This window comes from Kaistella faecalis (genome assembly GCF_019195395.1).
Taxonomy (GTDB): Bacteria; Bacteroidota; Bacteroidia; order Flavobacteriales; family Weeksellaceae; genus Kaistella; species Kaistella faecalis.
Map to the genome: position 1 here is coordinate 329,558 of NZ_CP078067.1, position 21,310 is coordinate 350,867.

Annotated in this window: 24 protein-coding genes and 1 tRNA gene; 6 read left to right on the forward strand and 19 right to left on the reverse strand. The window is 38.5% G+C overall.

Going from position 1 to position 21,310, the window contains the following annotated elements; all coding sequences use genetic code 11:
* Window positions 1-148 precede the first annotated feature (148 nt).
* Entirely contained in the window at window positions 149-436 is a 288-nt protein-coding gene (locus tag KTV93_RS01580; protein WP_218249583.1) for a rhodanese-like domain-containing protein, read from the reverse strand.
* A gap of 95 nt (window positions 437-531) precedes the next feature.
* Between KTV93_RS01580 and queG the strand changes: the two genes are divergently transcribed.
* The gene (gene queG, locus KTV93_RS01585; protein WP_218249584.1) at window positions 532-1,461 is read left to right on the forward strand and encodes a tRNA epoxyqueuosine(34) reductase QueG; all 930 of its coding nucleotides are present in this window, start codon (window positions 532-534) and stop codon (window positions 1,459-1,461) included.
* Window positions 1,462-1,727: 266 nt separating this feature from the next.
* Window positions 1,728-2,405, forward strand: coding sequence for a TIGR02117 family protein (locus KTV93_RS01590; RefSeq protein ID WP_218249585.1), 678 nt, complete (start codon window positions 1,728-1,730; stop codon window positions 2,403-2,405).
* 70 nt (window positions 2,406-2,475) lie between these two features.
* Here the strand turns inward: KTV93_RS01590 and KTV93_RS01595 are convergent, their stop codons facing one another.
* The 5 genes from KTV93_RS01595 to KTV93_RS01615 form a co-directional block, all read right to left on the reverse strand.
* Window positions 2,476-2,985 (reverse strand): YceI family protein, encoded by a 510-nt coding sequence (locus tag KTV93_RS01595; protein WP_218249586.1) that lies wholly within the window; start codon window positions 2,983-2,985, stop codon window positions 2,476-2,478.
* A gap of 58 nt (window positions 2,986-3,043) precedes the next feature.
* Window positions 3,044-4,372 (reverse strand): hypothetical protein, encoded by a 1,329-nt coding sequence (locus tag KTV93_RS01600; RefSeq protein WP_218249587.1) that lies wholly within the window; start codon window positions 4,370-4,372, stop codon window positions 3,044-3,046.
* 38 nt (window positions 4,373-4,410) lie between these two features.
* Window positions 4,411-4,944, reverse strand: a complete 534-nt coding sequence (locus tag KTV93_RS01605) for a YceI family protein (protein ID WP_218249588.1) — start codon at window positions 4,942-4,944, stop codon at window positions 4,411-4,413.
* A 401-nt stretch (window positions 4,945-5,345) separates the two neighbouring features.
* A tRNA-Leu gene (locus KTV93_RS01610) sits at window positions 5,346-5,427 on the reverse strand.
* A 111-nt stretch (window positions 5,428-5,538) separates the two neighbouring features.
* Window positions 5,539-6,303: an MBL fold metallo-hydrolase gene (locus KTV93_RS01615; protein ID WP_218249589.1), complete on the reverse strand. Its 765-nt coding sequence runs from the start codon at window positions 6,301-6,303 to the stop codon at window positions 5,539-5,541.
* A 56-nt stretch (window positions 6,304-6,359) separates the two neighbouring features.
* On the opposite strand from KTV93_RS01615, the gene KTV93_RS01620 reads away from it, so the two are divergent.
* Both KTV93_RS01620 and KTV93_RS01625 read left to right on the forward strand, forming a co-directional pair.
* Window positions 6,360-7,787 carry a TonB-dependent receptor gene (locus KTV93_RS01620; RefSeq protein WP_425256096.1) on the forward strand — a complete coding sequence of 476 codons (1,428 nt, stop codon included), beginning with the start codon at window positions 6,360-6,362 and terminating at the stop codon, window positions 7,785-7,787.
* 11 nt (window positions 7,788-7,798) lie between these two features.
* Window positions 7,799-8,248, forward strand: coding sequence for a GAF domain-containing protein (locus tag KTV93_RS01625; RefSeq protein ID WP_218249591.1), 450 nt, complete (start codon window positions 7,799-7,801; stop codon window positions 8,246-8,248).
* An 81-nt stretch (window positions 8,249-8,329) separates the two neighbouring features.
* On the opposite strand, the gene KTV93_RS01630 is transcribed toward KTV93_RS01625, so the two are convergent.
* The 4 genes from KTV93_RS01630 to KTV93_RS01645 all read right to left on the reverse strand — a co-directional run bounded on the left by KTV93_RS01630 (window position 8,330) and on the right by KTV93_RS01645 (window position 12,214).
* On the reverse strand, window positions 8,330-8,803 hold the full coding sequence (locus KTV93_RS01630) for a GNAT family N-acetyltransferase (RefSeq protein WP_218249592.1): 474 nt from the start codon (window positions 8,801-8,803) through the stop codon (window positions 8,330-8,332).
* A gap of 96 nt (window positions 8,804-8,899) precedes the next feature.
* Window positions 8,900-9,850 carry a hypothetical protein gene (locus tag KTV93_RS01635; protein WP_218249593.1) on the reverse strand — a complete coding sequence of 317 codons (951 nt, stop codon included), beginning with the start codon at window positions 9,848-9,850 and terminating at the stop codon, window positions 8,900-8,902.
* 61 nt (window positions 9,851-9,911) lie between these two features.
* On the reverse strand, window positions 9,912-10,739 hold the full coding sequence (locus tag KTV93_RS01640; protein WP_218249594.1) for a helix-turn-helix domain-containing protein: 828 nt from the start codon (window positions 10,737-10,739) through the stop codon (window positions 9,912-9,914).
* A gap of 146 nt (window positions 10,740-10,885) precedes the next feature.
* Entirely contained in the window at window positions 10,886-12,214 is a 1,329-nt protein-coding gene (locus KTV93_RS01645) for a dihydrolipoamide acetyltransferase family protein (protein WP_218249595.1), read from the reverse strand.
* A gap of 184 nt (window positions 12,215-12,398) precedes the next feature.
* Between KTV93_RS01645 and KTV93_RS01650 the strand changes: the two genes are divergently transcribed.
* Together KTV93_RS01650 and KTV93_RS01655 are read left to right on the forward strand one after the other, a co-directional pair.
* Window positions 12,399-12,692 carry a putative quinol monooxygenase gene (locus KTV93_RS01650; RefSeq protein WP_218249596.1) on the forward strand — a complete coding sequence of 98 codons (294 nt, stop codon included), beginning with the start codon at window positions 12,399-12,401 and terminating at the stop codon, window positions 12,690-12,692.
* A gap of 2 nt (window positions 12,693-12,694) precedes the next feature.
* Complete coding sequence (locus tag KTV93_RS01655) at window positions 12,695-13,312, forward strand: peptide deformylase (protein ID WP_218249597.1); 618 nt, start codon at window positions 12,695-12,697, stop codon at window positions 13,310-13,312.
* Between the two features lie 19 nt (window positions 13,313-13,331).
* On the opposite strand, the gene lipB is transcribed toward KTV93_RS01655, so the two are convergent.
* The 9 genes from lipB to KTV93_RS01700 all read right to left on the reverse strand — a co-directional run bounded on the left by lipB (window position 13,332) and on the right by KTV93_RS01700 (window position 21,246).
* Entirely contained in the window at window positions 13,332-14,054 is a 723-nt protein-coding gene (gene lipB, locus KTV93_RS01660) for a lipoyl(octanoyl) transferase LipB (protein WP_218249598.1), read from the reverse strand.
* Window positions 14,055-14,243: 189 nt separating this feature from the next.
* Complete coding sequence (gene trpA / locus KTV93_RS01665; protein WP_218249599.1) at window positions 14,244-15,026, reverse strand: tryptophan synthase subunit alpha; 783 nt, start codon at window positions 15,024-15,026, stop codon at window positions 14,244-14,246.
* 129 nt (window positions 15,027-15,155) lie between these two features.
* Window positions 15,156-16,337, reverse strand: coding sequence for a tryptophan synthase subunit beta (gene trpB, locus KTV93_RS01670; protein WP_218249600.1), 1,182 nt, complete (start codon window positions 16,335-16,337; stop codon window positions 15,156-15,158).
* Window positions 16,324-16,953, reverse strand: coding sequence for a phosphoribosylanthranilate isomerase (locus KTV93_RS01675; RefSeq protein WP_218249601.1), 630 nt, complete (start codon window positions 16,951-16,953; stop codon window positions 16,324-16,326). Before KTV93_RS01675 ends, trpB begins: the two co-directional genes overlap by 14 nt.
* On the reverse strand, window positions 16,950-17,729 hold the full coding sequence (gene trpC / locus KTV93_RS01680; RefSeq protein WP_218249602.1) for an indole-3-glycerol phosphate synthase TrpC: 780 nt from the start codon (window positions 17,727-17,729) through the stop codon (window positions 16,950-16,952). The genes KTV93_RS01675 and trpC overlap by 4 nt, the downstream gene beginning before the upstream one ends.
* Before the next feature lie 9 nt (window positions 17,730-17,738).
* Window positions 17,739-18,725 carry an anthranilate phosphoribosyltransferase gene (gene trpD / locus KTV93_RS01685; RefSeq protein WP_218249603.1) on the reverse strand — a complete coding sequence of 329 codons (987 nt, stop codon included), beginning with the start codon at window positions 18,723-18,725 and terminating at the stop codon, window positions 17,739-17,741.
* Window positions 18,726-18,825: 100 nt separating this feature from the next.
* On the reverse strand, window positions 18,826-19,389 hold the full coding sequence (locus KTV93_RS01690) for an anthranilate synthase component II (protein WP_218249604.1): 564 nt from the start codon (window positions 19,387-19,389) through the stop codon (window positions 18,826-18,828).
* A 43-nt stretch (window positions 19,390-19,432) separates the two neighbouring features.
* Window positions 19,433-19,792, reverse strand: a complete 360-nt coding sequence (locus tag KTV93_RS01695) for a four helix bundle protein (protein WP_218249605.1) — start codon at window positions 19,790-19,792, stop codon at window positions 19,433-19,435.
* A gap of 29 nt (window positions 19,793-19,821) precedes the next feature.
* Entirely contained in the window at window positions 19,822-21,246 is a 1,425-nt protein-coding gene (locus KTV93_RS01700; protein WP_218249606.1) for an anthranilate synthase component I family protein, read from the reverse strand.
* Between the last annotated feature and the right edge of the window lie 64 nt (window positions 21,247-21,310).

Sequence of the window (21,310 nt, forward strand, 5' to 3'; positions counted from 1 at the left end):
ATCAACCAATTATAAGCGCTAAAAAATTAAACATACATTTATATTTTGAAAGCCATTTTAGATGACATTTTTACATTCTTGGATTTTTTACAAAAAAAATGAGCCATATTTTTACAATACAGCTCACCATCGAGTTTGTTTTGAAAGATTAAAGACTTTCCAAAGTCGCTTTCATATCATTATAACCACCTCCGTTGTAAACATCAGTCATTCCTTCGGATTTAAAGTAATCAACAGCTTTACCGCTTCGGTTTCCGCTTCGGCAGAAGAAAATCTTGGTTCCGCTTAAATTCAAAATTTCCTGCTTGCGTACTTCAAGTTCACCTAAGGGAATATTCTGTGCTTCCTCAATGTGGCCATCCATCTCTAATTCCATGGGTTCGCGCACATCGATCAAATGGTAATTCTTGCTCTGTAAAACTTCTACTAATGACATAACTTTATATTTTGGATTATTTTTTCGGGAATACTTACTTTCCCTCTTCAGACTATAGCAAATTTATGAAATAATGTTAGTTTTGCACTAATAAAATGAGCACTTTACCAGAAAATTATTCCACCTTAATTAAAGCGAAGGCCCAGAAATTTGGATTTCAGAGTTGTGGTATTTCGAAGGCCGGTTTTCTGGAAGATGATGCCAAACCGCTCGAAGTGTGGCTGCAGAAAAATTACCATGGCGAAATGTCTTATATGGAAAACCATTTCGACAAAAGACTGAATCCTACTCTACTTGTGGAGGGCTCTAAATCGGTTATTTCGCTTTCGTATAATTATTATCCAGACGAGAAACTATCAGCGATAGATAATTTTAAAATCTCGAAATACGCTTACGGCGAAGATTACCATGAAATCATTAAAGGTATTATGCAGGAATTGGTAGCGGAACTGAAAGAAGAAATCGGCGATTTTCACTGCAGGGTTTTCACTGATTCAGCGCCAATTCTTGAACGAAGCTGGGCAAGAAAATCGGGCATCGGATGGGTTGGTAAAAACGCAAATCTCATCACCAAGCAAAGCGGCTCCTTTTATTTTCTGGCTGAAATCATCTGCGATCTGGAACTTTCCGAAGATTCACCAACCACAGATCACTGTGGCACCTGTACGAAATGTATAGAAGCCTGCCCGACCGACGCAATTGTTTCCGATAAGATCATCGATGGAAGCAAATGTATTTCTTATGCCACGATCGAGCTGAAAAATGATATCCCGGAAAGTTTTAACGAGAAACTTGAAGACTGGATGTTTGGCTGCGATATCTGCCAGGATGTGTGCCCATGGAACCGGTTTTCCGTACCTCATCATCAGGAAAAATTCAAACCTAATCAGTTCCTCCTGAATTACAGAAAACAGGAATGGAAAGAGCTTACACAGGAATTATTTTCAGAAATCTTCAGGAAATCGCCGGTTAAAAGAACCAAGTTTGCAGGACTGAAACGGAATATCGATTTTTTGGGTGAGTAGACCTTTATGGAAAATGAAGATCTCCCAAAGTATTTGAATAAATAATCCCAACTATCTCAGGATCTTTTTGATTTTTAAAGAATAAAGATCAGCGTCTTTTCTGAGTCCTTTTCGGAGCCACTTTTACACGGACTTTTAATTTCTTTTGAGTTTTACATTTTTTCAGCATAAATGATATTATTTACGCTAATAAATTTAGAAATAATTTTAATATTCCAAATAGGTTTTAAAAAAACTTTATTATTAATTTTATTTACATTTGAAAAATGAAGAGATTTTTTCTTGTGATCTTCAAAACGATTGGGATCATCCTGGGCATTGTCGCCTTTTATTTACTTTGTGGATTCCTTATTCCTTATATTAAAGTTCCAGAAAAAACCGTAACGCAAACGAAGTATATTGATATTTATATTCTGACCAACGGAGTTCATACTGATTTGGTTGTGCCCGTGAAATCAGAAGAAATTGACTGGAGCAAAGAAATCCTCTTTGAAAATACACTTTCAAAAAAAACCGACTTCAAATATTTATCTATCGGTTGGGGTGATAAAGGTTTTTATCTGGATACACCAACATGGGCTGAACTAAAACCTTCCACAGCGGTAAAAGCAGCTTTCTGGATGAGCGAATCGGCGATGCACTGCACCTTCTACGAAAATATGGCTGAGGACGAGGACTGCAAAAAATTAACCCTTACCCGCGAACAGTATCGTGCTTTGATTTATTTTATAAGAGACAAATTCGACCGCGACCAAAACGGTAAACCTATTCTGATAAAAACCGACGCCGTATACGGAAAAAATGACGCTTTTTATGACGCCAAAGGAAGCTACAGTTTTCTGGATACCTGCAATACGTGGGCAAATAACGGCCTTAAAGCAGCGGGACAGAAAGCCGCACTCTGGACTCCAAGCGACCGGGGAATTTTTCAGCATTATGAATAAAAAAACTCCCTACGAAGGGAGTTTAACATTAAACATTATTTATGAAAATATAAAATACTGTAATAATTACTTAATCTTTAATCGCAAGACTGAAAAACAGATCAAGTTCATCTTTCACATATACCATACCGCCCATTTTTTTAGGGGGTACGATGTTAAAGTCTGAAAACTTCAATCTCTTATTGCCCACCAAACTGTTTTTGTATTCGCTGAATTCGATGCTGTACTTTTTACTTACTGTCATCATTTTAACTTCTACTGCTGCTGAAAACCTGTTGGCTCCAACTTTAGAAAAACTGATAAATTTAATTGTAAGAACCGGATACTTTTCAGAATTCAGGGTTTTGCGGAAATCCGCAGTCATAATTCTGTTTTTACAGTCGAAATCTTCAACCTGTAACTGCAGGTTCGGCAGCTGATTACCCGTAAATGAATAAATTGTTGGCGAATTTTTAAAATTGATATTGGTGCACTTGAATGTGTTTACATTCGTCCATCCGTTAATTTCCACTCCGTTTTTTTGAGCAAAAACCATTATCGGAGAGATAATGAGCAGCAGTATGGCGATTGTATTTTTCATAAGATTAAAGATAGAAAAAGGGATTGTAACAACCCCTTTTTCAAAAAAATATTAAAAATTAGAAACCTATGGTTGCTTCAAACATCAACCCATTGAATTTACCACCTCTCAGTGCGCTTGTAGCACCCCAAACAGGATCGTTGTTGTATTTCTGGGAAACATATTCTACTTTAGCAAGAATGTTTTTGGTCATAAACCAACCACCTGCGATGTTGAATCTGTCGATTTTTCTTTCTGCAGAAACGTCGTCGTCCTGACCGCTGATTGAGTTATATCTTCCACCTAAATAGAACTGTTCTTTGTTACCGAATCTGTAAAGCAATTCTGCTGCAAGTTGAGTGTAATCGCCATCTGTAGCTCTTTCAGTTAAACCACTTGCTTTGTTACCAGTTACGTATTCGTAAGCTCCGAAGAATTCAAGACCTTGATATTTTACGAATGGATTCACCTGGAAAGCCTGCATTTTTTTGAATCCTGGGTTAAATCTACCAGTTGCGTAGTTATTTGTTCCCATTAAATCGTTTTGAGTTAAAAGAACGTAGTAATATCTACCACCTGCACGGTCTGAATTGTAAAGATAACCACCTGTAGATAATCCGTTAGTCTGGATGAAAGATCCTGTTAATCTAACTCTTAGATCTTCGCTGATCTGTTTGTCGTATCCTAATTTAGCATATACTGACGGAGAGTTCCAGTTAGTTCCTTTTACTGCAGTCTGGTTTAATTTACCGTTAGATACACCCAGCATACCGATAAAGTTGTTGTAGAACAAATAACCTTCACCAAAAGCCTCTGTAGAGAAATTATCCATGATAAAGTTTCCTACAAACGGGTTATTGATTGTTTCCGCATTATCACTTCTTCTGAAATGGTAATCACCGTAGTTAATCTCATCCATACCTACTTTAACTCTGGCATGTTTCATAATATTTGCAGCGAAACCTTCTTTAATGAAATCAAGGTCATCAATTTGAATATATCCACCTTTTACCCATGCTTCGTTGTGGTGACGTGCAGAAAGATAAGTTCTCAGGTGCATTTTCACCCCTTTTGCAAGGTATGCGTTCACATCTAAATTCGCTGTAGGAAGGTTGAAATCGCTACCCATAACCTGTAAAGAGTTAGGAGTTGTGGTTCCTGTTACTACTCCTAATGAAGGTGCTTCTGTAGAGTGATCAAGGGATTGAAACTGTAAAGCAAAATCTCCACCTACTGTAACTTTCACACCGTCGAATTCCGGAGAAGCTCCTTTTGGATCTTCAAAGACATTTCTGTTAGCTTTTTCAGGAGCAAGATAATCTCTCATTGAAGTTGTGGTTTCCTGGGCACTCATTACGCCGGAGAATAGTACTGCAAGCATTGAAGCTCTCATTAACATAGTTTTCATATTTTTAAAATTTTAAATATATTAGTATTATTTGATTTTTAGTTTGCACTTACATTTACAGTGATTTTGATAAGGTCGCCGGTTTTTACTGTATTCATCATAAAAGATGGTGGTGTTACACCGAATTCGCTCATTTTAATGCTTTCTGTACCTGTAATGGTATAAGCGTTTCCGCTTTTTGCAACAGTTACCGGGAAGCTTACTGTTTTGGTAACATCTGTTACTTTTAATTTTCCTGTAATGGTTCCTTTACCGATATTTACTGAAGTCGCTGTAAAGGTGATGTTCGGGAACTTGTCAGCTTTCAGGGCTTTATGTGCATTGCCGTCCATTGCACCTTTTCCGCTTTTCAAAGATTTGGCGCCCATGTTATACTGTATGTTGTTGATTGCGTTTCCAGCTACAGTACCGGTAAATGTACCTGACGTTGAAGTCATCGTCCAGTCGTGCATGGTTGAAGTTCCGGAAACGGTAGTTTTTACAGTTTTACTGCTGATTGCCTGGGCGCTGGCCATTCCGGAAAATAATCCGAATGCTAAAAGCAAAATTTTGAAGTTGGTTAAATTTTTCATTGTTTCTAATTTTAATATTCTTAATAATTGTTCTCTTATTTTGTTATACAAAGATATATCGAATATTTACGAATTCACTAATATTCAGCAACATAATTATATGATATATATCTTAATAAGCAATTTTAATATTATTTAAACAAAAAAAAGTCTCGATATTTATCAATACACTAGGTATATTTGATAATACTTAATTATTAAATAATAAATCCCAATATAATGTTAAATATTGTTAAACAACCCTTAAACACGCTTTTAAATAAGAATGACAGAAATCATAGAAAATTAAATTTATAATTAGAAAATTATATTAAATTGAACAGAAATGATGAGAAAAACGCAGGAATATTCAAAAAAAGATATAAAAAAAACCTCTGACAATCAATGATTTCAGAGGTTTGTACCCAGTGCCGGAATCGAACCGGCACACCTTGCGGTACTAGAGTTTGAGTCTAGCGCGTCTACCAATTCCGCCAACTGGGCTCGTAATTGGGTGTGCAAATATAGATTTTTTTTTAATTCTGAAAAATTATTTCTTTAAAAAATTTCAGAATTTGCAGGTATATAAAGCCTTTTGACGCAGAATCACAACAGTTAGAAATCAATTTCCAGACTGTCATAAGCAAGATGCACATTCTCAGGAAGCTCATCCTCAACCTCTTGATGCGTCCCCAGATGATGTGAAATGTGAGTAAGAAACATTTTTTTAGGTTGCAGAATTTTGAAAAGTTCCAGAACCTGTGGCAAAATAAAATGCGCCGGATGCGGTTCTTCTTTCCGGATGCAGTTTAAAATCAAAAAATCGAGATTCTTTAACTTATCTATTTCCACCTCGGGAATCGCGCTTGCATCCGTAATATAAGCGAGATTTTTAAATTTAAAACCATAAATCGGTAATCGGTAGTGCATTACTTCCACAGGAGTGATCATTGCATCAAATAAATTAAAAGGACCGGAAATACCGTGAAGTTCAAAAGATGGAGCACCAGGATACCTTTCCTCAGAAAAAGCGTAGGGAAATCTCAGCTTAATCTCTTCTCCTACTCTACTTGCACAGTAAATTAAGATATCTTTCCGAGTCCGGAAGATCAGCGGCCGCATATCATCCAGGCCAATAACGTGGTCATTATGCTCATGCGTTAACAGAACAGCATCAATGTGATCTTCGTTATTTTCGAGCATTTGCATCCTGAAATCAGGTCCGCAGTCAATCAGGATTTTTTTTCCTGAATCAGTAGTGATAAGAGCCGATGAACGGAACCGCCTGTTTTTTGTATCCGGCGAAGTGCAAACTTCGCAGTGGCAGCCAATCACAGGAACTCCCTGAGAGGTTCCGCTTCCTAAAAATTTCAACTTCATTCTTTTGAGGTTGGGTTTATTTTGGTAAATTTACGCAAAATTAAGAATTGCTTGTGATCAACCAGAAATTAACACCAAAACAGAAAGCTTTAGCCATCAATCTGGACACCAATATTTACGGAACTTTCGCTGAAATTGGCGCAGGTCAGGAAACAGTTCGTCATTTTTTCAGAGCTGGCGGTGCATCCCGTACTATTGCAAAAGCAATGTCAGCCTACGACAAGGATTTCAGTGATGCGATTTACGGTAAAGAAGCAAAAAACAGGTATGTTACCCAAAACCGTCTTCGCAAAATGCTTCGTTATGAAGTTGCGCTTATTGAAGAACGTTTGAACAGGGCAAATAATCCGGGCAGAAAATTCTTTTCGTATGCCAATACAGTAACCACTATTAACTTCGATAAAACGCTGAAAGGTCACGGATGGGTTGGACTGAGATTTCAACTCGACGAAAATGAGGATTACAACGAGATCGTTTTTCATGTTAAATTCAACGAAAATGATGCGACGCTGCAGCAGGAAACCTTAGGCAGTCTCGGTGTAAATTTAATCTACGGCGCCTACAATCTTTCCGATAATCCCCGAAAACTCATAGAATCTTTATACGACGATATTTCTACAGATAATGTTGAAATTGATATGATCGATTTCAGCGGTCCGGCATTTACGTATGTAGACAACCGCCTGATGAGTTTACAGTTGGTGAAAAACGGAATGACCGATGCCGTAATCTTTAATCCTGAAGGGAATAACATGCTGCCTGCAGACATTCTTTACAAAAAAAATATTTTTGCGGTACGCGGAAGTTTTCGGCCTGTTACCCTTGTAAATATTGATATGTTTGAAAAAGGACTTGAAATGTTCATGAAAGATTCGTGCTGCAGTTTCGAGGAAACCGTGGTTCTTTTTGAAATTACAATTTCTAACCTTAGAGCGGCTGGTGATATCGATGAACGGGATTTTCTGGACAGAGTCGATGTTTTGGCAAAGTTAGGTTACACCGTAATTATATCAAACTTTTCCGAATATTTCCGTCTGATCGATTATTTCGCGAACTACACCAACGGAAAGATCGGTGTTGCAATGGGCGTAAACAATCTCCTCGATGTCTTTGATGAAAACTACTACAAGAGTCTTTCCGGAGGAATCCTGGAAGCTTTCGGCAAGTTTTTCAGACAGGATATGACTGTTTATCTTTATCCGTATAAAGATCCTGAAACCCACGAAATGCTAACCGCCGACAATTTAAAAGTAAGCGACAATCTCAAAGAGCTGTTCAAATATTTCAAACACAATAAACGGATTGTTGACATTAAAGATTACAATCCGAATCACTCGGAAATCTATTCGCGCGATATCCTCAATAAAATCGCAAACCATGAATCGGGCTGGGAAATTCAGGTTCCGGAAGGCGTTGCCGAAATGATTAAGGAACGCGGAATGTTCGGCTACAAGGAAGAATTAAAACTAAAAGAGTTCTCTTAAAAAACAAAAAAATGTCAGAAATAAAAAAACGACTTTCTTCAATTTTAGAAAGCCCAAACCATAATATTGAGGCTAAACTTCAGAAAATATGTCACCTCCTTGACCAGGAAATTCCCTATTTCAACTGGACTGGATTTTATTTTAAAAATGGTGATAAAGAAGAACTGATTCTTGGACCATATGTTGGTGCTGAAACCGATCACACCGTAATTCCTTTCGGTAAAGGTATTTGTGGACAGGTGGCAGTGTCGAACGAAACTTTTGTAGTTCCCGATGTTCATGACCAGGACAACTACCTAAGTTGTTCGATTGACACAAAAGCCGAAATCGTTGTTCCTATTATTAAAAATGGTGAAAATATCGGTCAGATCGATATTGACTCGCACACTTTGGATCCGTTTACTACAGAAGACCGCGAAATGCTAGAGTGGCTATGTGATGAAATTGCAAAGATTTATTAAAAAAATATTCAACTTGAGCGGGCTTTAGCCCGCTTTATTTTTATAAAGGATTGCCTTTAACAAATACTTAAAAAGTCAATATCATTTCTCAGACAAATTTGCTATTCCCGCTGCATCAAGCCGGAAAACAGTCCATTCATCCATCGGTTTGGCGCCAAGTGCCTTATAAAATTCAATGGACGGAGTATTCCAATCAAGCACTGACCATTCAAACCTGCCACAATCTTCTTCTTTCGCAATTTTAGCCAATGCTATAAGCAAAGCTTTTCCGTAGCCTTTTCCACGATATTCAGGCTCAACAAAAAGATCTTCAAGATAAATCCCCGGCTTCCCAACAAATGTCGAGAAATTGTAGAAATATAAGGCAAAACCGACAGGTTTTCCACCTTCTTCCGCTATTAAAACTTTCGCAAAGTTTTTTGAAAATATATTTTCCTGAAGTTCCTCTACCGAAGTAATTACATCATTTTCTAATCTCTCATACACAGCCAGTTTTTTAATTAAATCAAAAATAACGGGTGTATCTTTTGGAACTGCCTTTCGGATCTGAAACATTTTATTAAGTTTTAAGGACAAAAATATGAATTTCTGAAGAGGGAATCAAGATTGAATTAATGAGCACTATATAATGTGTAAGAAGAACTGAATCTTTTATTTCACACTGTTCCAATTTAGATAAACTTTTGCAACGGAGGGGTGAACCTCTTTCGACAGCATGGCAGCAAATTCCTCATCAGTCATATCATTCTGATTGTTCTTTAATGCTTTCCATAATTTTTTCATCACATTTTTTCCTCCTGCGTTATAGATATTTTTTGCCTGAGAATGCAGCATTGACTGATACCAGCCATAATTTTCAGGACCCATTCCCATGGTTTGATATAATTTCTCAAAATCTGCTAAACTGGTGTATCTATAAGCAGTACTGCCTGCATTAACAACCATATCGGGAAAAGTTTCCAAAGCGGGCAGAAGATTTTTTTTCTTTTCAGCAATGTAAGTGTGCAGCATTATATTTACAAATAGTTCTTCCATCCAGTGCCGCTGCGTTTTAAGGCCCGCCTGGGAAGTATAAGAATGTCCCATTTCGTGTATCGCGAGCAAATCAAAGAAAGGTTCCATGCTGTAATCACCTGCTGATGTTCCGTACGCAGCAGTTACCCGTCGTTTCATTTCGTTGGGAAGCTGATCGGGATTTTTGAGAAAACTCCGCCAAAAATCATTGTCTTCGGCAGCAACCGCAAGCCTAACCCTATCAATATTATGTGGAAATCCGTAAACATCGTGCAGCGGCAGTGCGGCATATGATTTCCAATGTTGGGGAGCAAGTATAAACAATTTTATTTCAGGCGTGAAGCCGAGCTCTTCCTTATAAAAACGTCCCGCGTCTTCCATAAGTTTGGCAAGTTTAAGCGCCCTATCTTCGTGACCTGAACTGTAATAATAATTCTGAGTATAGCCTTTTAATTCAATCAGATCCGAAACAGACGAAATATTGTTGGATTTGTTTTGGGCTAAACTGAAACTAAACAAGAATAAAAGCACACTGATAATAGCTGGTTTCTGTAACTTTTCTGTTGGATAGATGCGTGTTGTTTCCATGATTTTTTTTCTCAAAGGTAGCTTTGAGCGTACATGCATTCATAGTAAAAAATCGACATTTTTAGATGGGAAGATCTTTCTGCATTCTAATGGGAGTTTCCAGAAGCTGCCTCGTAATCACAGAAGGATTTACACCAGCGAAAACCTTGAAATCACGAATCATGTGCATTTGGTCGTAATAACCGGCTTCGTATCCAATTGCTGTCCAACTCATTTCAGGGAAATTTTCGCGGAGACGGTAAGCTTTTGAAAATTTTAGGATCCGCGCATACATTTTAGGATTCATGCCAATTCTCTCTTTACACGTTCTCTCAAACTGTTTGATACTGAGACAGGAAAGTGAGGCCGTTTCTTCAACAGATAATTTACCGTGAAGATGAAGAAGAACCTGCATTGCAGAATCAAACGGCAACGTTGATTTTATCCGCTGCAGACGGCTGAGTAAAAATTTTTCTACCATATTTTTACCCTCCTCTAATTCCTTAATATTCTGAAGACATTCATTAATAGTATTGAGTTCAGAACCCAATAAATCCTGCGCATCAAAACCATTATCAAACAGTTCATGCATTGGAATACCGAAAATCCTGTACATTCCACCGGGCACGAAATCAACCCGAATAGCGCGCAGCTGGCCACGTACTTTAATATTAACCCGTGAGAACTGCGGTCCCAACAGAACTGAGTAGGGTTGTCTTCTGAAGTTTTCTTCATCTACTCCACTCATAGAAACAGGATGATTGCAGTAAAAAAGCATCGACTGAAATGGCGTAGGAGGATATGGCGAGACAACTTCGGGAAGACCTTCAGGAAGTACAACCTTTACGGTAGAGATATTAAGTACAAAGGGCTGAAGTGCCAAATGCGGCGTATAAACATTGACTTCCATAGTTAAAAATTTCTCGCAATCCGTTGATTATTACACAAATATATAAAACTATAAAGAAAAATATTACCGTTAAATAACTGTTTTTAATTCATAAAAAAACCTTCGGAAATCCGAAGGTTTATAATTTTATAAATACCAGCTTTTGATTAGATTTCGGTATTCAGATCCCAGTTCTGTAGATAATCGTGAACATGCTTAAGGAACATTCCGCCTAAAGATCCGTCTACTACACGGTGATCGTAAGAATGTGACATAAACATAAGGTTACGGATCGCAATCACATCGCCGTCTTTAGTTTCCAGAACAGCAGGTTTTTTCACAATAGCTCCAACAGCAAGGATAGCGACCTGAGGTTGCGGAATAATCGGTGTTCCCATCAGGTTTCCGAAGCCTCCAACATTCGATATTGTATAAGTTGCACCCTGTGTATCTTCAGGTCTCAGCTTTTTGTTTCTTGCACGGTATGCCAGATCATTAATCGCCTTCGCAAGTCCGGAAAGTGAGAGCTGGTCAGCGTTTTTAATCACAGGAACAATTAAATTTCCGTCCGGAAGTGCGGTTGCCATCCCGATATTGATGTTTTTCTTTTTGATGATTTTATCTCCGTCAACAGAAACGTTGATCAGCGGGAAATCCTGAATTGCTTTTACAATCGCTTTTACGAAAATCGGCATATAGGTAAGTTTTTCACCTTCTCTTTTCTCGAAAATATCCTTATGTTTCGTTCTCCATTTTACTACGTTGGTTACATCAGTTTCGATGAAAGAAGTTACATGCGGAGAAGTTCTTTTTGAATTTACCATTGCGTCGGCAATGATTTTTCGCACTCTGTCCATCTGAATGATTTCATCACCTTCCGCCACCTTTACCGGAGCTGAAACTGGAGCAGCAACCGGACTTGATACAGCAACTGGAGCCTGAACCGCTTCAATTTTCTGCGCGGGTTGATTTCCGCGGTTAGCGACAAAAGCCAAAATATCTTCTTTTGTAATCCTTCCTTCCAAACCGCTTCCTTTAATCGACTGCAACTCGTTTTCCGAAATGTTTTCCTGTTGCGCAATATTCTTTACTAAAGGTGATAAATATCTGTCCCCGGAAAATACCTGAGCGGACGGCATAGAAACCGTTTTATCGAGTTCCTGTACTTCTGCTTCTGTAAGTTGTGGAATATCTGTTTTAACTTCTTCCGCAGTTTTAGGTTCCTGAGGCTGCTCTGCAACCGTTCCACTTCCTCCTGCAACTTCTAGAATAGCGATGGCTTCACCAATTTTGGCGACTTCATCTTTTTGTTTCAGGATTTTAATAATTTTACCTGAAACTGGTGTAGGAACATCTGAATCTACCTTGTCTGTTGCAATTTCTACAACAGAATCATCCTCTTTTACGCTGTCACCTTCATTAAACAACCAGCTGATCACTGTAGCTTCCATCACGCCTTCTCCCATTGAAGGAAGTAATAATTTATATTCTGCCATTTTTTGATTTGGATTTTTACAAAGATAAAATTTTTTACCGATTAAAGAAATCTGAATTTTTAGCCAACATTTTTGATTTTTTTATAATGTGTATCTCACTTAACGAAATTAAAATGGGGAAAAGTATTTTCATGGTTTTTGAAGTTTAAGAATTACATTTGTTCATCAAAAAAATATTAGAAAAGTGAAAAACCTGTACATCGTAGCCCTTTTCCGCTTTAAAGAAAATTATCTGATGGACGCCATCGAACTGCTGAAAAAACTAGTCTTTGAAACACGTAGGGAAGAAGGTTGTCTGCAATATGATCTGGTAGAAGACAACGAAAACAAAGGCGTGTTTTTTATTATGGAAATCTGGGAAACACAGGAACACCATTCCAAACATTCATCAACAGAACATTTAGATCATTTCAGATTACAGTCTTCGGGAATGATGGAGGAATACGCACAGGTTTACAAAGGATTTAAAACCTTTTAAGCATGAAGTTCCTCTCCTTTTTATTTTTTACGGCAACTGTTTTTTCCTACGGACAACGATTTTCACCCGAAGAAATTTCACGGATTAAAAGCGGAGAGCTAAATTCTGCACTCCCCATTTACCAATCCGCTGATTCAACGCAACACCATGTTTTACTGGCAAAATCGTCAGATGTAAAACCACGGAATAAACTTACAAAAACTCTCGTCAACCGAATGAAACTGTCACTTTTAGGTACAGATGGCGGCGTAGGAATTGCTTCACCGCAGGTCGGCATTAACAGGAATATTATTTGGGTACAGCGCTTTGATAAAGCGGCAAAACCTTTGGAATATTTTCTGAATCCCAAAATTATCTGGCGGTCAGAAGTTTTAAATCTGGGGCCGGAAGGTGATCTTTCGATTACAGATTTCAGGGACCAATTTTACAGAAGCCAGGTCATTCAGTTTGAATATGAGGATTTAGACGGCAAAAAACACAGAGAAATTGTAGAAGGTTTTACTGCAGTAATCATCCAGCACGAAATCGATCATCTTTTTGGAGTTCTGATCTCTGATAAAATTCTGGACCAGAATAGTAGAAATTATCAGCCCTTTCAATCCTACAAAGAAATAAAGTAAAAATAGATTACAGGAAAATTTAGAATAACTCAGCTTCAAACACTTCGCAGAAGTGTTTTTTTATTTTAATTTTCAGCTCAGCAATTTCTCCTTCTGAAAACTCGTGCTCCAGCTCACGTTTTAGAGAGGTAACTGCCTTATCTTTAATACCGCACGGAATAATGTACTCAAAGTATCTTAAATCGGTGTTCACATTCAGCCCGAAACCGTGCATCGTCACCCATTTTGAAGTTTTCACGCCCATTGCGCATATCTTTCGGGCGTACGGTTTTCCCACATCCAGCCAAACACCGGTTTCTCCTTCGCTTCGTTCTCCTTTCAGCCCGTACTCGGCAATTACGCGGATGATTACTTCCTCCAGATTTCTCATGTACAAAAAAATGTCGGACTTAAAATTATCAAGATCCAGAACGGGATAACCAATGATCTGCCCAAAACCGTGATAGGTAATGTCTCCACCCCGATTGGTCTTCACGAATGTGGCATTGATTTCTTCGAGTTTCTGCGCATTAGCCAACATGTTATGTTCGTCGCCGGATTTCCCCAATGTATAAACGTGTGGATGTTCCACAAAAAGAAGATAATTTGGTGTTTCTTGGTATTCCTCAGGAGTTGTGTCGCGGTTTTTCAGCTTCAGATCAATGATGTTGTTCATCAGTTTTTCCTGGTAGCGGAACGCTGTCTCATAATCCATGAGGCCCAGCTCTACAAACCGTAATGTTCTGTTCTGTGTTTTGGTCATTTTTTAATTTGTTGGGCAATCCCCTCTTCTAAGCTGAAGCAGCTGCACGGGTCGGGCTTTACACTTCAATCTTCTTTTTTCCGCGGCGGCTTCGCCGCCGCGGAAAAAGAGAAGGATTTACGCTGCAATCCCTATTGCGGGGGAATTTTTAAAAATAAAATCTAGGATTTAGAGTCCAAAAATACAAAATTAATTTATTATGCTTCGAATAAAACTTGTGCCTTTTGCTTTCCAATCTCCTTTCTCCAAAAGAATATTCACGAACGCTGTTCCGATAATTCCGCCCGCCGCATTTGCTGTTACTTTTTGAAAATCATCTTTACTCTTTATCCCGAAACCAATCATTACCGGGTTTTTCAGATTCAGCGCAGCGAGGTTTTGCAGGTATTGTCCGTTATTGATTTCTTTCGAAGCGTTTCCCGTTGTAGACGAACTGGACACCGCATACAAAAATCCTGAACTTAAAGAATCCAAATATCTGATACGTTCATCCGAAGTTTCCGGCGTTACCAGAAAAGAAAAATTGAGCCGATATTTTTCTAAAATCTGTCTGTAATTTTTCTCAAATTCGATTGGCGGAAGATCAGGAATAATTAATCCAGAAACTCCCGATTCTGCGCATTCGCGACAGAAGCTTTCAAAACCGAAACTCAAAACGGGATTGATATACCCCATCAAAACAACAGGTATTTTGATCTCTGATTTTACAGATTTCAGCTGTTCAAAAAGTTTAGCGATCGTCATTCCGTTAAGAAGTGCTAGTTCATGCGCCTTTTGAATTACAGGTCCGTCAGCAACAGGATCAGAGTAAGGCATCCCGATTTCCACCATTTCCGCACCGGAGCTTTGGATGATTTTCAGAATCTCTGTAGTGTCTTTCAGTCCGGGAATTCCGGCAGTGAAGTATATATTGAGTTTTTTGTGGTGTTGGATGTTGGATGCTGGATGCTGAATGTTATCTGTGTTAGTCATAATTCTTGTTTTTACTAAATATTTTTAAAATGCCGAAACCCGCGCCCCGACTGGAGCGGAGCTCTTTTTGTGCAGCGGAGCGGAACAAAAAAGCGGGAGCGGAAGGCGGATTAAGGCGCCCAAATACTGCTACAAATGTTTAAGGTAAGTTTCCATGTCTTTATCTCCGCGACCACTCAGGCAGATCACAACAACATCATCTTTCCTGAATTTTTTCTTTTCCAGAACGGCTAACGCGTGCGCAGATTCCAAAGCAGGAATAATTCCTTCCAGTTTTGTGAGCTCCATCGCAGATTTTAAAGCTTCATCATCATTGATGGAGAAAAATTCCGCTCTTTTTTCTTTGAACAGATTCGCATGAAATGGCCCGATTCCCGGATAATCCAAACCCGCGGAAATGGAATGCGGCTCGATCACCTGACCGTCTTCCGTCTGCATCACCAGACTTTTGCTGCCATGCAAAACGCCCAAAGTTCCGAGAAATGTGGTTGCTGCAGATTTACCGGAATCCACACCAAAACCGCCGGCTTCTGCAGCGATAAGTTTTACATCCTCTTCATTCACGAAATGGTAGAAAGTTCCTGCAGCATTGCTTCCGCCGCCCACACATGCCATTACATAATCGGGATTTTCCCTGCCAATTTTTTCTTTCAGCTGCCATTTTATTTCTTCTGAAATCACACTTTGAAACCTTGCCACCAAATCGGGAAAGGGATGCGGACCCACCACACTTCCGATGATGTAGTGCGTTGTTGTGGAATTGTTAATCCAGTCGCGTAAAGCTTCATTCACCGCATCTTTCAGCGTTTTGGATCCTGAAGTTGCAGGAATTACAGTGGCGCCCAGCATTTTCATTCTCGCCACGTTGGGAGCCTGTCTTGCAATATCGACTTCGCCCATGTAAACGATGCATTCCAAACCGAGCAGCGCGCAGGCGGTTGCTGTAGCGACACCGTGTTGTCCGGCTCCGGTTTCTGCAATAATCCGGTGTTTTCCGAGTTTTTTGGCAAGCAAAGCCTGTCCTAAAGCATTGTTGATTTTGTGTGCGCCGGTGTGATTGAGATCTTCCCTTTTCAGATAAATCTGAGTCTCGTATTTTTCACTGAGATTCTCTGCAAAATATAATGGTGTGGCTCGCCCGACGTAGTTTTTTAATAAATCCCGGAACTCTTCCTTGAATTCAGAAGATTCGATGATGTTGAGATAGTTATTCTGTAATTCCTCGACATTTGGAAAAAGCATTTCTGGAACAAAGGCACCGCCAAATTCGCCGTAATAGCCATTTTCGTCAGGGTTTTTATAATTTTTCATAAATTTGTTTTATTTTTTGAAGATCTTTTACGCCGGGTTCGGTTTCAAATTTTGAATTGATGTCCAGTGAAAAAGGTGGATGGTTGACAGTTAATAGCTGACTGATATTTTCCAAAGAAATTCCACCACTCAAAAAGTAGGGCTTGGTGATTTCTATACTGTTTAAAATTTGCCATTCAAATGTTTTTCCTGTCCCGCCAAATGCTTTTGAATCGGTATCAAAAAGAATAAAGTTGATGGCTGATGGTTGATGGTCGATGGTTTTTTGAAGTTCTTCGGTGGTTTGGTTTCCGATTCTTATTACTTTAATGATTTTAATTTCGCTATTTAATTTGCTACGCAATTCAGTAACATAGTTTTCGTCTTCGTCGCCATGAAGCTGGATATAATTCAGCGCAGCATTTTCAGCGACTGCCGCAATATTTTCTACTGTCTCGTTGACAAAAACTCCCACTTTTCCAGAATGTTTAATTCCTGCAATCTCATTTAAGCTTAAATGATCTAAAACATATCTGGGAGATTTTTCATAAAATATAAAGCCCAAAAAGTCAGTTTTCAGCTCAATTAATTCCTGAATTTGATCAGGCTTTGTAAGGCCGCAAATTTTCAGTTTCATGATGCTATATTGGTTATAAATTCTTCAAACGCTTTCCCCGGATTTTCATTTTTCATAAAATATTCACCCATTAGGAAACCGTCAAAGCCTTTTTCTTTGAGGAATTTAAAATCTTCCACGCTGTAAATTCCGCTTTCTGCAACGGATAAGGTACCTTCGGGCAAAAGATTTTTAAGGTTAACGGAATGCTGCAGATCCACTTTGAAATCTTTCAGATTTCTATTATTAATTCCCACTAAATCGACATTGTTATTGAAATGCATGAGTTCATCTTCGGTGTGTATTTCGAGCAGGACTTCTAAACCCAACTGATGTGACAGTTCTGTAAATTCATGAACCTGACTTGCTGAAAGACAGGCAGCTATTAATAAAACAACATCCGCTCCGATTGATTTTGCTTCATAAAACTGATATTCATCAATCATGAAATCTTTCCTTAAAACCGGAATATTAATTTCTTTTCTGACCTTTAAAATATCCGCAAAATTTCCACCAAAAAAATCAGAATCCGTTAAAATTGAAATTCCGCTCGCGCCAAAGTTTTCGTATGACTTTGCCACTTCCAAAACATCTGCTTTTTCGCTTATGATTCCTTTGCTTGGTGACTTCCGTTTGAATTCTGCAATGATTCCCGATTTTGATTTCAGGCTTTCTTTTAATGAAAAAGTGTCACGGTCAAAAAACTCGGAATCTTTCAGCTGCTCCACTGAAATTTGAGATTTTGAAACGTGAATTTCTTTCTTCTTCGCTGCGATAATCTGATCTAAAACATTCATTTCCAGCTGTTAATTTAATATACTTTGTAAGCTTTGCAGCGCTTTTCCGCTTTCTAAACTTTCGGTAGCCAAAGCGAGACAATCGCTGTAATCACCGTATTTTTGTGTGTTTTTTAAAGCCATAGCCGCATTGGCAAGCACTACCGAATTCTGTTCGTAAGATCCATTACCTTCCAGAACGGATTTAAAAATTTTTGCTGCATCCTGCTTAGTACTTCCCCCGAAAATACTTTCGGCGTTTGTATTTTTAAATCCCAATTCCTGGGCAGAAAAGATATATTCTCCGGATTTATCGAAAATCTTGGTATCTGAAGTCAGCGAAATCTCGTCGTAACCGTCAAGTGCATGAACGAGAAGAAAATTATCCTGTTTTTTCTGCAGCAGATACTGATAAATCCGAGCAATTTCTAAACTGTACACCCCGATCATCGAAAATTTAGGTTTTGCAGGATTGACCAGCGGACCCAGAATATTGAAAAACGTTCTTAAGCCCAATCCTTTTCTTAAAGGCGCGACCGAGCGTAAGGCCGGATGAAAAAGTGGCGCGTGAAGAAAACAGATATTTCCTTTAGACAAATCTCCACGTAAATCTTCTGAGCTGGTTTTAAACTTATAGCTGAGCTCTTCCAGCACATTGGATGAACCTGAAATGGATGAAACGCCGTAATTGCCGTGTTTCGCGACTTTTTGACCGGTTCCGGCCACCACGAAACTGGCGAGCGTAGAAATATTGAACGTATCTTTCCCGTCACCGCCCGTTCCTACGATATCCACCAAATCTTCGGTTCCCAGATCAACCGTTACAGAAAGCCGCAAAAGCGCTTCCTGAAAACCTTCCATTTCTTCGAGCGTAATACTGCGCATCAGAAAAACCGTAACAAAAGCAGTGACCTCATTTTCATTGAATTTGTTTTGGGCAATTTCAGTGAGAATGGATTTCGCTTCCGCTTTTGAAAGCGTATTATGGTTGAATAAATATTGTAAAATCTGTTTCATTTTTAATGTTTAGTGGTTAATGGTCAGTGGTTAATGGTTAATTATCAATGGTTAATTGTTAGAATTTGATAATTAATAATTAACAAATAGTTATCAACAATTAATCATTAAGAAAGTTTTCCAAAATCTGCTTTCCATCCGGCGTTAAAATACTTTCCGGGTGATACTGAACTGCGTGAACATCGTAAATTCTGTGTTTCAAACTCATGATCATTCCGTTTTTATCAATGCTTGTGATTTCTAGTTCTTCAGGGAAATCTTCAGGATTTACCGCCCACGAATGATATCTGCCGACTTCCAAAGTCTCAGGTAAGTTCCTGAAAATTTTATGTTCCTTAATCTGCGTGGATTCCGTCGCAACACCGTGATAGATTTCAGAAAGGTTGATCAAACTTCCGCCAAAAGCCTCTGCAATCGCTTGCTGACCGAGGCAAACTCCGAGAATTGATTTTGTTGGCGCATATTTTTTAATAACATCAAGCAAGATTCCGGCTTCTTCGGGAATTCCCGGACCCGGTGACAGAATAATTTTGTCGTATTTCTCTATTTCTTCCAAAGAGATCTGATCGTTTCTGAAAACCTCTACTTTTTCACCGATAATCTGTTCAATCATCTGAACAAGATTGTAGGTAAAACTGTCGTAATTGTCGAAGACTAATATCATAGTAATGGTTAATGGTTAATGGTTAGTGATTAATGGTTAATGGTTAATGGTTAAGGTTTGATTTAGCTGTTTTAACTATGCTTGTAAGAAGTTTAATAATCTCAATCGCTGTATGATTTAAGCCTGAGAATCTTTCCACAGAAATATAATCTGTTGCTTCTAAAAGCTCGAGCCAATAAAGTGTTTCGTTGATCTCTTTTTGAGCAATTGATAATTTATGAACAAAATCTGCCTTACTTTGCGCATGCTCACCTTCCCTGATCATAGCTCCGACACTGGTTCCACTACGTAATATTTGCTTGCTTAAAACAAATTCTTTTTTTTCCGATGCTAAATATTGAGAAAGTTTAACTATTTGCACTGCAAACTCAAAGCTTTTTTCTTTTATAATATTGCTTCCCATTTTAAAAATTTATAATTAATAATTGATCATTAGCAATTAATTTTTTCCGCTTTCAGAATTGCTTTCTTTAAAGCTCCAAGCTTGTTGTTTACCTCCTGGAGTTCAAGTTCCGCCTGTGATTTCGCGACAATTCCGGCGCCAGCCTGATAATACAAAGTATTGTTTTTGCTTAAAAATGTGCGGATCATAATCGCCTGATTGCAGCTTCCGTCGAAACCGACAAATCCGATGCACCCGCCATAATAGCTCCGTGAGGTTTTCTCATAGTCATCGATAAGCTGCATGGCGCGGTATTTTGGAGCGCCGCTCAATGTTCCCTGAGGAAAGGTAGTGGCGATCATTTCATAAGGATTCTGATCTGCGGAAATTTCGGTTGTTACTTCGGAGACCATGTGAATCACATGAGAGAAAAACTGGATTTCTTTCAGTTTGGAAACTTTAGTATTTTTCCCCAGAATGCTTAAATCATTCCTCGCCAGATCAACCAGCATCGTGTGTTCAGCATTTTCTTTTGCATCTTTTTTAAGTTCTTCCGCGGCCTTTAAATCTTCCTCTATGTTTCCGGTCCGTTTGAAAGTTCCGGCGATCGGATGAATAATGGCGTGATTATCCTTGATGATCAGCTGACTTTCAGGACTTGAACCCATCAGTTTATAATCTCCATAATCAAAGAAAAACAGATAAGGCGATGGATTGATATTCCGCAAAGCGCGGTAAACATTGAATTCATCGCCTACAAACTTCTGCTGAAATCTACGGCTCAAAACCAACTGAAAAACATCACCGCGGAAACAGTGCTTTTTTGCTGTTTCCACTGAATTTCTGTATTCTTCATCGCTCAAATTTGATTCTTCCTCTCCTGTTTTTTCAAACGGGAAAATCGGGGCATTTTTTTGCTGAATTAAATTTTCAATGACTGCAGCTTCAGACTTTAATCCTTCAATTTTATTTTCAATCAGAAACATTTCATCATTGTGGTGATTAATAGCAATCACGTACTGATAAAGGCGGTAACGCAACAACGGAATTCTGTTTTCTTCTGAAACTCCTTTAAATTTAATATTTTCGAAAAACGGAATTGCATCATAAGAAGTATAACCAAAAAATCCCTGTGCAGATTTTCCGACAGGTAAATTCGGCTCCTGGCATTCAAATGTTTTTGAAAAATTCTGAAGGAGATCAGTAAGTTTTTCCTTTTCTATATTGATTTTTTCGGCGCTTTCAAGCGGGAATTTAATCTGTGCTTCCTCATAATTTCTGATTTCGATTCCGGCAATGGCATTCACTGCAATAAATGAAAAATTATTGGCGGTATTCTGGTTTCCGGCGCTTTCTAAAAGGATGGTATCCCGAAACTGGTCGCGAAGCCTGAGGTAAATTCCGATGGGCGTAAAAAGATCGCTCAATGTAGATTTTACGGTGGTTTTCAGTTTAATATGTTGATTAAATTTCATTGTAATTCCTGGGTTTTAAAAATAAAAAAAGACTTTAACGCAATGTCAAAGTCTTCTTATTTTT